The 9,442-nt window shown below is 68.9% G+C and carries 11 protein-coding genes; 6 read left to right on the forward strand and 5 right to left on the reverse strand.

The genetic code is table 11. From position 1 onward, the window contains the following. Nucleotides 1–18 precede the first annotated feature (18 nt). Nucleotides 19–1,305 carry an adenosylhomocysteinase gene (locus IEV64_RS05830; RefSeq protein WP_004968916.1) on the forward strand — a complete coding sequence of 429 codons (1,287 nt, stop codon included), beginning with the start codon at nt 19–21 and terminating at the stop codon, nt 1,303–1,305. 40 nt (nt 1,306–1,345) lie between these two features. Here the strand turns inward: IEV64_RS05830 and IEV64_RS05835 are convergent, their stop codons facing one another. Both IEV64_RS05835 and IEV64_RS05840 read right to left on the reverse strand, forming a co-directional pair. Beyond that, the gene (locus IEV64_RS05835; RefSeq protein ID WP_188423414.1) at nt 1,346–2,029 is read right to left on the reverse strand and encodes a DUF8127 domain-containing protein; all 684 of its coding nucleotides are present in this window, start codon (nt 2,027–2,029) and stop codon (nt 1,346–1,348) included. Between the two features lie 60 nt (nt 2,030–2,089). Then, nucleotides 2,090–2,422, reverse strand: a complete 333-nt coding sequence (locus IEV64_RS05840; protein ID WP_007275555.1) for a DMT family transporter — start codon at nt 2,420–2,422, stop codon at nt 2,090–2,092. 124 nt (nt 2,423–2,546) lie between these two features. Between IEV64_RS05840 and IEV64_RS05845 the strand changes: the two genes are divergently transcribed. Both IEV64_RS05845 and hjc read left to right on the forward strand, forming a co-directional pair. Continuing rightward, nucleotides 2,547–3,335 (forward strand): TrmB family transcriptional regulator, encoded by a 789-nt coding sequence (locus IEV64_RS05845; protein ID WP_049920596.1) that lies wholly within the window; start codon nt 2,547–2,549, stop codon nt 3,333–3,335. 72 nt (nt 3,336–3,407) lie between these two features. Beyond that, on the forward strand, nt 3,408–3,830 hold the full coding sequence (gene hjc / locus IEV64_RS05850; RefSeq protein WP_007275553.1) for a Holliday junction resolvase Hjc: 423 nt from the start codon (nt 3,408–3,410) through the stop codon (nt 3,828–3,830). A 27-nt stretch (nt 3,831–3,857) separates the two neighbouring features. On the opposite strand, the gene IEV64_RS05855 is transcribed toward hjc, so the two are convergent. After that, complete coding sequence (locus IEV64_RS05855) at nt 3,858–4,505, reverse strand: SWIM zinc finger family protein (protein ID WP_007275552.1); 648 nt, start codon at nt 4,503–4,505, stop codon at nt 3,858–3,860. A 219-nt stretch (nt 4,506–4,724) separates the two neighbouring features. Here IEV64_RS05855 and IEV64_RS05860 point away from each other — a divergent pair, with 219 nt between their 5' ends. Next, complete coding sequence (locus IEV64_RS05860; protein WP_004968920.1) at nt 4,725–4,928, forward strand: DUF7472 family protein; 204 nt, start codon at nt 4,725–4,727, stop codon at nt 4,926–4,928. A gap of 120 nt (nt 4,929–5,048) precedes the next feature. Here the strand turns inward: IEV64_RS05860 and IEV64_RS05865 are convergent, their stop codons facing one another. Then, a complete protein-coding gene (locus tag IEV64_RS05865; RefSeq protein WP_007275551.1) occupies nt 5,049–6,149 on the reverse strand; it encodes a DNA primase eukaryotic-type large subunit in 1,101 nt (366 codons plus the stop codon). Between the two features lie 144 nt (nt 6,150–6,293). On the opposite strand from IEV64_RS05865, the gene IEV64_RS05870 reads away from it, so the two are divergent. Together IEV64_RS05870 and IEV64_RS05875 are read left to right on the forward strand one after the other, a co-directional pair. Then, complete coding sequence (locus tag IEV64_RS05870) at nt 6,294–6,887, forward strand: DUF7474 family protein (RefSeq protein WP_007275550.1); 594 nt, start codon at nt 6,294–6,296, stop codon at nt 6,885–6,887. A 77-nt stretch (nt 6,888–6,964) separates the two neighbouring features. Further along, nucleotides 6,965–8,323 (forward strand): MFS transporter, encoded by a 1,359-nt coding sequence (locus IEV64_RS05875; protein ID WP_007275549.1) that lies wholly within the window; start codon nt 6,965–6,967, stop codon nt 8,321–8,323. Between the two features lie 133 nt (nt 8,324–8,456). Here IEV64_RS05875 and IEV64_RS05880 read toward each other — a convergent pair whose 3' ends face one another. Then, complete coding sequence (locus IEV64_RS05880) at nt 8,457–9,200, reverse strand: DNA polymerase sliding clamp (protein WP_004065599.1); 744 nt, start codon at nt 9,198–9,200, stop codon at nt 8,457–8,459. Between the last annotated feature and the right edge of the window lie 242 nt (nt 9,201–9,442).

Consider the following 9,442-nt stretch of genomic DNA (forward strand, 5'->3'; position numbering starts at 1 on the left):
CTCTCCGAACCCACGGGTATGAGCGAACACTACGCTCCCGTCTCCGAGCACCTCGACGACGTCGAGGCCGCCCGGACCGAGGGACGACGCAAGATGGACTGGGCGCTCCAGCACATGCCCATCCTGCAGGAGCTCCGCGAGCAGTTCGAGTCGGAACAGCCGCTCGCCGGCGAGGTCGTCGGCATGGCGATGCACGTCGAGGCGAAGACGGCGAACCTCGTCGAACTGCTGGCGCTCGGCGGCGCGGAAGTCGCCATCACCGGCTGTAACCCGCTTTCGACCCACGATGACGTGTCGGCGGCGCTCGACGCCAACGACGACATCACCTCCTACGCCGTCCGCGGCGTCGACGACGAGGGCTACTACGCGGCCATCGACGCCGTCATCGCCCACGAGCCGACCGTCACGGTCGACGACGGCATGGACATGGTGTTTACCATCCACGAGGAGTACCCCGAACTCATCGACACCATCGTCGGCGGGGCCGAAGAGACCACGACCGGCGTCCACCGCCTCCGCGCGATGGACGAAGACGGCGAGCTGAACTACCCCGTCTTCGCCGTCAACGACACGCCGATGAAGCGCCTGTTCGACAACGTCCACGGCACGGGCGAGTCGTCGCTGGCGACCATCGCCATGACGACGAACCTCTCGTACGCCGGCAAGAACGTCGTCGTCGGCGGCTACGGCTATTGCGGCAAGGGCGTCGCCAAGAAGGCCGCCGGCCAGAACGCCGACGTCATCGTCACCGAGGTCGACCCCCGCCGCGCGCTCGAAGCCCACATGGAGGGCTACGACGTGATGCCGATGGAGGAGGCCGCGAAGGTCGGCGACGTGTTCATCACGACCACCGGCAACCGCGACGTCATCACCCGCGAGGACTTCGAGAACATGAAAGACGGCGTCCTCCTCGCCAACGCCGGCCACTTCGACATCGAAATCGACCTCGACGCGCTGTCGGACCTCGCCGTCGACGAGTACGAGGCCCGCGACGGCGTCGACGCCTACGAACTCGAAGACGGCCGGCGCCTGAACGTCCTCGCCGAGGGCCGCCTCGTCAACCTCGCGTCGCCCATCGCGCTCGGCCACCCGGTCGAGGTCATGGACCAGTCGTTCGGCGTGCAGGCCGTCGTCGTCCGCGAACTCGTCGAGAACGGCGACGCCTACGACGCCGGCGTCCACGACGTGCCCGACGAACTGGACCGCGAGGTCGCCGAAATCAAGCTCGAAGCCGAGGGCATCGAGTTCGACTCGATGACCGACGAACAGCGCGAGTACATGGGTAGCTGGGCCCACGGGACGTAAGCCGACCCGCGCGCTCTCTCTCTCTCGTTTCTCACACCCGTCAGCGACCGCGCTCGGTCCACTCGCCGGCCCGCCAGACGCAGGCGACGCCGCCTATCCACGCCGCGAGTCGCATCGCCTCGATGGCCGCGTCGGACGGCGCTTTCCACCCCCAGCCGGTCGGGACGCGCTCGGTTTCGACCGGTTCGACGACGTAGTACCGACCCTCGAACGCGACGTAGTGGGTCTCCGGTTCGTACAGTTCGGATTCGGTCACGGTGCTACTGCCGTTTCGGACGGCCTCGCGGACGTATCGCGGCGACTCGGCGAGGCCCTCCGAGAGGTCGCGTCTGACCGTCTCGGTCGACACCGGGTGGAGCGAGAGCGTGAGCGTGCGCCCGTCGAGGGTCGCGTTCGGTTCGAAGTACTGGCCGTCGGCCCGGACGTAGTCGAACGACCAGAATTCGGGGTCGACGCCGCGGTCCGGGTCCAACTTCAGTTCGACCGGGTCGCCGCGGGCCATGTCGATGATGGCGGCGCACTCCGCCGACTGGAGGGGGTTCCACCCGCACGATTTGACCCGGTAGAACGCGTCGGCGGTGTGCGGGAGGTAGTCCACCGCCGACGCCTCGTAGGTGTACGTCTTCTCGTAGGAGACGCCGTCGGGATAGAGGAAAAGCGGGTTCGCGAGGAGGGCGACCCCGAGGACGAGGAAGACGAGGCCGCGGCGGTTCTCGCGGTTCATACGGGCAGTATCCGCCAGCCGACAGATAGCTCTGGTGGCGCGGTCCCTTCGCGTCGGCCCTCAGTGTGCGGCCATCTCCGAGAGGACGTTGACGCAGTAGACGCCCGCGAGGATGAGAAGCAGGCCGACGAGCCCGGTCAAGTCGACCGGTTCGTCGAACACGACGACGCCGATGGCCGCGACGCCGACGATACCCAGCGCGGCCCACGTCCCGTACACCACGCCGATGGGGAGTTCTTCCAGCGTCAGCGAGACGAGGTAGAACGCGAGGCCGTAGCCGACCACCACGCCGAGGCTCGGGAGGGGCTTCGAAAACCCCGCGGACAGTTTGAGCGCGGTCGTTCCGACCAGCTCCGACGCGATTGCGCCGGCGAGTACCACGTACGGATTCATGCCCGTCGGTCCAGTCACGACCCGGATGAGCGTTCTGCAATCGCCCGCCACTTGCGGTCCGTTGCCCACCGCCGCCGAACGCGAAATATCGAATTACTAACTGATGGGGAACGGACTTCCGCACATGACCGAACTCGGCGAACTCGGCCTGTCGAACTACGAGGAGAAGGTGTACCGGACGCTACTCGTCACGGGGGCCGCGACGGCCGCGACCGTCTCGGACGCGAGCGGCGTCCCGAACGGCCGGGTTTACGACGTGCTCAACGGGCTTCGGTCGCGCCGACTGGTTCGCGCGCAGTCGACCCAGCCGACGCGCTACGTCGCCGTCGACCCGCCCGCGGCCGTCGAGCGACTGCTGACCGAGCGCGCCGCGGAACTGCGCGAGGAGTGGACTCGGTACCGCGACGTGGCCGACGCGGTCCGGTCGAGCCTCCTGCCGACGCCGCCGGCCGACGGGAGCGTCTGGCTCGGCCGCCTCGGCGGCGACGAGATGCGGACGGCGATGCACGAGCACGTGCGGGCGGCAACTGACTCCGTCTCGGCCGCGGTCGGCCCGCCGTACGAGCGGGCTCCGTGGGAGACGCTCCGCACGGAGTTCGACGCGTTCTTCGAGGGCGCTCGCGCCGACCTCGGCGTGTCGTTACTCCTCAGCGACCCCGTGCTCGACTCGCTCCCCGACGAGTTTCGGGAACTCGTGGCGTCGAAGCCGCAGACGGTTCGGGTCCGGACCCTGCCGCACCTGCCGGTCTCGTTCGACGTCGTCGACGGAACGGTCGCGTCGGTCGACATCCCGCACCCCCAGTCCGCCGCCGACCGGCTCGGCGTCGTCGTGGTGACGGACGCGGGCGTCGTCAGCGAGTTCGACCGCCAGTTCCGGGCGCTGTGGGGCAACGCCGTTCCGCTCTTCGAGTGACGCCGCGTATTTCGACTGCGCTCCCGGACGCCGGTCGCCTCATTTATCACCGCCCGCGGCCGACTCCCGACCATGTCTTCGAACAGAAAGGGAGACCGACGCGAGCGCGAACTCGTCAACGCTCTCGACGAGGCCGGGTTCGCCGTCATGCGCGCGCCCGCCTCCGGGAGCGCGACGACGCGCGAACTCCCCGACGTGCTCGCGGGAAACGGCGAGGTCTTCTACGCCATCGAGGCGAAGTCCTCCAGCGGTCGCCCCATCTACCTGAGCGGCGAGGAGGTCGAAGCGCTCGTCTACTTCTCGCGGAACTTCGGCGCGAAGGCCCGCATCGCCGTCCGGTTCGACCGCGAGGACTGGTACTTCTTCCACCCCGGCGACCTGTACGTGACCGACGGCGGGAACTACCGCGTGAAAAAGGAGACGGCGCTGGCGGAGGGCGAGGACTTCGAGTCCTTCACCGGCGGCCCGACCCAGACCAAACTCGGCGGCGACTGAGGCCGCGGCGCGATTTTCCGCGCTCGCTCACGCCCGAGCGAGTCGCTCGCCGAGCGTGCGCGCGCCGACGAAGCCGCGTTCGACGCGGCTGAGCCGCGAGGCGGGGAACCGGTAGGCGTGCAGTTCGTCGAGGTCGGCGAGGCCGGCGTCCACCGGGAGCGAATCGAGGTAGACCGCCTCGAAGGTCGGTTCGTGGTCGCCGTAGTCGCGGTTGCTCTCGTACGCCGAGACGAGGCGTCCCGTCTCGGTCGGCGTCTCGTCGGCGCGGGTGCCGAGCGCCCGCGTGACGACGAGGAGGCTCCCGCTCTCGCGGTCGTGGACGAGGTCGCCGGCGCGGTGTTCGTGGTCGGGACAGAGCTGTGGCCCCGTCGCGTCCATCGGGACGAACGTCTCGTCGCCGCAGACGGCGCAGGTGGCGCTCCGGCGGCCGGGCGGCGGGACCTCGCCGCGGGTGATCTCGATGGCGACCCGGCGGAGGTGCTTACAGCGGGCGTGTCGGATGGCGTTGTCGGGGCAGGTGCAGGTGCGCGCCTCCACGTCGACGACGTAGGTGCCGCCGTCGGTTTCGACGACGTAGCGACCGTCGCGGAGCGGCCGGACGGCCATCGGCTCGACGCGGGCGCGGCGGGCGCGCCCGGCCAGTCCGTCGGACGGGAGCGTGGTCTTGCGGCGCACCGGGCGGCGAGTCGACGCGGGTGTGTGTGCGATGTGCGTCATGGTGGTGCGGGAGTCCGACCTTACCAGCGGCTGTTCGAGGTCGGTTTCCGTCACCTGCAAGTAGGTTCTCGAACGACCTAAACCCTCGTTTCGCGTGGAAAATCGGCCGCGTGAGTGGCTCTCGTCGGGCATCCGCCCATCGAAGACCTTTTAGAACGGCCGCGGATACGTCGTCGCATGGCTATCGAAGCGGAGATGCGGCGGAAGATTGCCGTCTCCATCGTCGCGGTCGGGGTGTTTATCGCCCTCATCGTCGGCATCGGTGCGACCTACAACCAGAGTGGACTCGCCTCCACCGGCGGGTTCGCACTCGTCGGCGCTATCACGGCGTTCGTCCTCGTGATGGCTGGTATCGGCGTTTGGCTGTCGCGTTCTTCCTAACTCGGCCGGTCGGTTTCGGTGACGTGTTCGCCGTCGCGGGGCGCTCGACGCGTAGCGGCGGCGCTCGGCGGTCGGCTGACGGCCCGCAGACGGCTCGCAGAAACGCTCTTCGTGCCCTCGTTAGTCGGCGGCTTCGTCCGCGGCGGCCGCGTCCGCGTCTGTCGTCGCCGTCTCGAAGTACTTCATCGGGTGCTTGATGGTGTCACACCGGTCGTCGCGGTTCACACAGAGGTCGTACGACTGCATCGTCTCGCAGGTCGGCGGCGCGTACTGCGACCCGCTTGAGTCCGCGAGGACGGTCGCCCGCTTTTCGAGCTCCTCGGCGTTCGCGTCGCCGACGACGCCCCTGACCGCCTCGGGTTCGAGGCCGACGCCGACGAGGAACGCCGCGAGCGCGAACGCCGCCTCGTTCGGGAGGTCTTCGCCGTCCTGCGCCCGCGCTAACAGCGCCTCGACGCAGGGCGGGAAGTGGTCGGGGTCGACCGAGTCGACGTAGACGACGTTGACCGCGCCGCGGTCCGAAAGCAGGTTCCGCAGGCGCTCGACGTGGGGTTTGAGCGCGTCGGCGAGGCGGTCGCCGGCGTCGCTCCCGCGGACGGCGAAGGGAAGCCCCTCTGCGACCCGGCGGCGGACCGCCTCGCGGAGCAGTTCCGAGAGCTCCTCGCGGGTGACGCGGACCGCGCCGCCGGCCAGCGAGCGGTTGACGAGCCGCCAGTCAGCGCCCCAGTCGGTGTCGGAGTAGGTGAGGTACGGTCCCACGTCGACCCAGTAGTGGTCGGGCGCGCGGCGGCTGTTGCGGCTCCGGGTCGATTCGGCCCGCACCGCGCCGTCGAGGTCGAACTCGCGGAGGAAGTCGTCGAGGCTCGCGCGGGCGTCGCCGTGGACGTCGTCGTCGCCGGCGTCGAAGTCGGCGAGCATGCGCTCGTAGGCCGTGTCGGCCTCGGCGCGGGCGTACTTGTCCACCGCCGCGGGCGTCTCGACGAGCGAGACGATGATGCGCGAGATGGGGTACGAAAGCAGTTCCGTCTGGGTGTCCCGCCCGTAAGCCTCGTCGGGGTCGGGTTCGACGGTGCCCTCCATGAGGGCGCGTTCGACGCGCTCGACGCCGCGCTCGACGGCCGGGGCGTCCTCGGCGACGAGCGTCGCGATGGCGACGTCGGCCGATTCGACCGCCTCTCTGGCCGCGGCGAAAAACGGGTATCGGGCGTGGAGCGGGCGCATCCGCATACCGCCACGTTCCGGGTGCCCACCGATAAACGCGACGGATTCGGCGGTGGCGCACGGGCCGCGTGACCCCGTCACAGACCCCGGCGGCGGCGACGCGCATCACACAACCTATTACCGACCACTTCCTCAGGCCCTCACGTGCCGCACTTCGACTACCCGTGTCCGGACTGCCGCGCCACGACCAGTCTCCACGACGCCGACTGCCGCTTCGAGGGGACGCCGTGGGTCGAAGTCGAGCGCGCCTACGTCGACATCGTCTCCGTCCTCGCTGGCGGCCCGTGCGACGAGGAGACGCTCCGCCGCGAGGCGCCGGGCGAGTGGGGTCCGCTCCAGCAGGCCGCGCTCCGACGGCTCAAGCGCGACGAGCGGATATCGGACGCGAACTCGGGCGTCCTCCGACTGCGCACCGCCGAGGAGTTCAGAGAGGAGGTCTCGGAGCCGACCCGGGAGCCGATGCGGACGCTCCACCAGTACGGGAGCGTCCCCGGCTGTCACGACAACGCCGTCTTCGCCATGATTGCGTGGTACGAGATGGTCGGGCTGTCGTGGCCCGAGACGCGCGAGAACGTCGTCAACTGGCTCCGCGACACCGGTACGTGGGACCGCGGCGGCTTCGAGGAGGCGACGCCCGCCGAACTCGTCGAGAAGAAGCGCCACGTCTACGACGCGGGCTACGGCTGGAAGGAAAAGGCCGTCTCGGCGAAGCGCGTCATCGACCGCTACCGCTCTTGAGCGTCGACCCGGCTATCTATCCCGACTTTTCCCCTATCGGCGTAACTGTTAGGCGCTTCTCGCGCGTCTGTGGTGTCGTGAGTGCCCCCGAGTCCGCCGTGTCTTCCGACGCCGAGTTCCCCGAGGAGTCGCGGGGGACGCGACGCGCCCTCGCGGTCGTCATCGCCGTCGTCTTCATCGACCTCCTCGGGTTCGGGGTCGTCATCCCCATCCTGCCGTTCTACGTCCGGAGCTTCGGCGTCAGCGACGTGTACATCGGATTTCTGGCGGCGTCGTACTCGCTCATGCAGTTCCTCTTCGCGCCCGTCCTCGGTCGCATCTCCGACCGGCGGGGCCGCCGGCCGGTCATCATGCTCTCGCTCGTCGGGAGCGTCCTCGCGTGGACCGTCTTCGGCGTCGCCGGCGAAATCGACCTGCTTTTCGGGACGGCGCTCGCGGTGGCGACGCTTTTCGCCTCGCGGATGCTCGCGGGCGCGATGGGCGGCAACATCGCCACGGCGCAGGCGTACATCGCCGACATCACGCCGCCGGCGCGGCGGGCCGGCGCGCTCGGCCTCGTCGGCGCGTCGTTCAGCCTCGGGTTCATCTTCGGCCCGGCCATCGGCGGCCTGATGGCCTCCGACCCGGTGGTCGCGCTCGCCCGCGACCTGTTTCCGCCGTTCGTGCCCGCGACGCGCTTTTCGCTACCGAGCTTCACCGCGGCGGCGCTGAGCCTCGTGAGCCTCGGTTTCGCGTTCGTCTTCCTGCGCGAACCCGAGCGGACCCGCGCGCCCGCCGGCACGCCCGCGACGACGCTCGTCTCGCAGTTCCGCGCCGCCCTCGCCGACGACGACCTCCGGGGACTCGTCGTCTCGTTTTTCGTCGTCTCGGTCGCCTTCTCGGGGATTCAGGTCATGTTCATCCCCTTCGCGGCCGACGTGTACGGCTACGGCGAGACCGAGACGGCGCTGTTTCTGACCTACATCGGCCTGCTCGGCACGCTGAATCAGGGGGTCGTCGTCGGCCGCCTCGCCCGGCGGTACTCGGAGGAGAAACTGGCGGTCGTCGGCGCGGTCGGCCTCCTGGCCTCGCTCGCGTTGCTCCCGTTTTCGCCCGACATCGGGGCGTTTCTCCCCGCGGTCGGCGGCCCGCCGTGGCTCACCCGCGAACTCGTGGCGCTCCTCCTCGTCGGGGCGCTCCTGTCGTTCGGCAACGGGATGTTGAACGTCTCGCTTTCGACGCTCGTCTCCACGTCGGCGTCGGCGGACCAGCAGGGCAACGCCTTCGGCGTCACGCAGGGCGCGGGGAGCCTCGGCCGGACGCTCGGTCCGCCGTCGATGGCGGCGCTGTACGTCTTCGCGTACTGGTCGCCGTTCGTCGTCGGGGCCGTGCTCATCGTGCCCGTGGTCTACGTCCTCGTGTCCGTGGCGCGAGGTCCGCGGACTGAACCCTCCTGAGATTCGGTTCGCGCCGCCCGCCGCCCACGCCCGCGCCGACGCGGTCGCTGGCGGGTGCGAATCGAGAGAAACGAGTGGGACGGCTCGGATGGTCCGAAAACGACGCGGCCGCCGCGGCCGCCGAAACGTCCGCTCAGTCGCTCTGGATGCGCGGGGCGAGCATGTACGTGATGGTTCCCATCCCCTCTGCGATCTGGTAGTGAAGCTTGACCGGGAACTCCTCGCCGAGTTCGACGGTGACCTCGGCGTCGGTCGGAATCGCCTTGTTCATGTCCTTCAAGTAGTCGAGCGAGAACAGCGAGTCGGCCGCGCCCGCTTCGATGCTGATGAGGTCCGCCGGGGGGAGCGACAGGTCCACGTCGTCGGTGTCGCCCTCGGCCTCGATGTGGAACGTCTCTTCGGCGCCGTCGACGCGGAGGCGGATGTGGTCCGAGACCATGTCGGCCGCCTTGATACCGCGGTCGAGGTGCGTCCCTTCGAGGACGATGTTCGCGGCGAGGTCGAGGTCCGGGATGTCGGGTTCCTGGCGAATCGAGTCGGGGTCGATGAGCGCGAGCGTGTACGACAGCCCGTCGATGCGGATGTTGAGCTTGCGCGTCTCCTCGTCGAGCGTGAGGTGGATGAGGTCGCCCGAGCCCGCCATACCGGCGACCTCTTCGAGGCGCGAGAGGTTGACGCCGATGACGCCGCCGTCGGCTTCGTAGGATTCGAACGCCGCCGCGTCGAGCGTGAGGTCCACCATGCCGACGTTCGCGGGGTCGACGGCGCGGATGGAGAGACTCTCCTCGTTGAGTCGAATCTTACACTCGTCGACGAGGACGCTCACGGAGTCGAGCGCGTCCCGGAGCGTCGCGGCGCTCACGATGGCCTTGAACATATGTGCCGTCGTACGACAGCGGTCTTAAAAATACTCCTGATTTGGACTCACCGCAATATGATGTTCGCACGCTCTCCCGCGTGCGCGCTCCCGCGAGCACACCACCGTTCCCCTCGGCTCCCCATGCGTGTTGTTGTCACAGTTTGGCTATCGAGCTAATCTCCTGATTTCAGCGGACACAGGCTCCAAAGCACTCAAATAGCTGATTGTGCAACTCCCGGTTATGGCGCACGACGAGACGA

The organism is Haloferax sulfurifontis (assembly GCF_014635105.1).
GTDB classification, from domain to species: domain Archaea; phylum Halobacteriota; class Halobacteria; order Halobacteriales; family Haloferacaceae; genus Haloferax; species Haloferax denitrificans.